Consider the following 580-nt stretch of genomic DNA (forward strand, 5'->3'; position numbering starts at 1 on the left):
GGCCCACGCTCGTCGTCGGGGCACCGCCCCGATGGATTATTCGCGGCCAGATTTTATCCGCAGGTTCGTGCGGAAGTGGTCGAACCCCGGGTTGACGGAAAGTGAACGCCAGCTTTCATCCAACCTGTTGTCGCAGGTAAACGGCTGACCTACGGCGATTGAACGGCGCACCTCACGGGAAACGAAAAGGCCTCCTGCGCCAACGCTTCCAAGGCGAGGAAAGGCCGCCCGTAACCCGACTCGATCTACTGTCTTAGGGAGCGATCGCTGACGCTGAGAGCTATTGAGACAGCGTGAGCGGTCGTGTTGTGGGACGAGAAGTACTGGCGTGGCTGACGATTCGGTCATCGGCCCGACGAGTGACAACACCGGAAGTGCGGTGTGCTTCCGAAAGTGATTGGCGCCGAATCGAGTTGGACCGTCAAGCAGCTAGGGGTGGATATTGTTCGACTTCGGGTTATTGCCGCCGGAGGTCAATTCGGGTCGGATGTATGCCGGTCCGGGGGCGGGGCCGATGCTGGCGGCCGCGGCCGGGTGGGACGGGCTGGCCGCGGAGTGGGATACCGCCGCCCGCGGTTAC

General features: G+C 62.6%; 1 protein-coding gene. It reads left to right on the forward strand.

What is annotated here, in order from left to right:
- Nucleotides 1-442 precede the first annotated feature (442 nt).
- On the forward strand, nt 443-580 hold a 138-nt coding region (locus tag AC5Y2L_RS28570), incomplete at its 3' end, for a PPE domain-containing protein (RefSeq protein WP_499935768.1).

The sequence above is a fragment of the Mycobacterium sp. NGS66 genome (assembly GCF_059812225.1).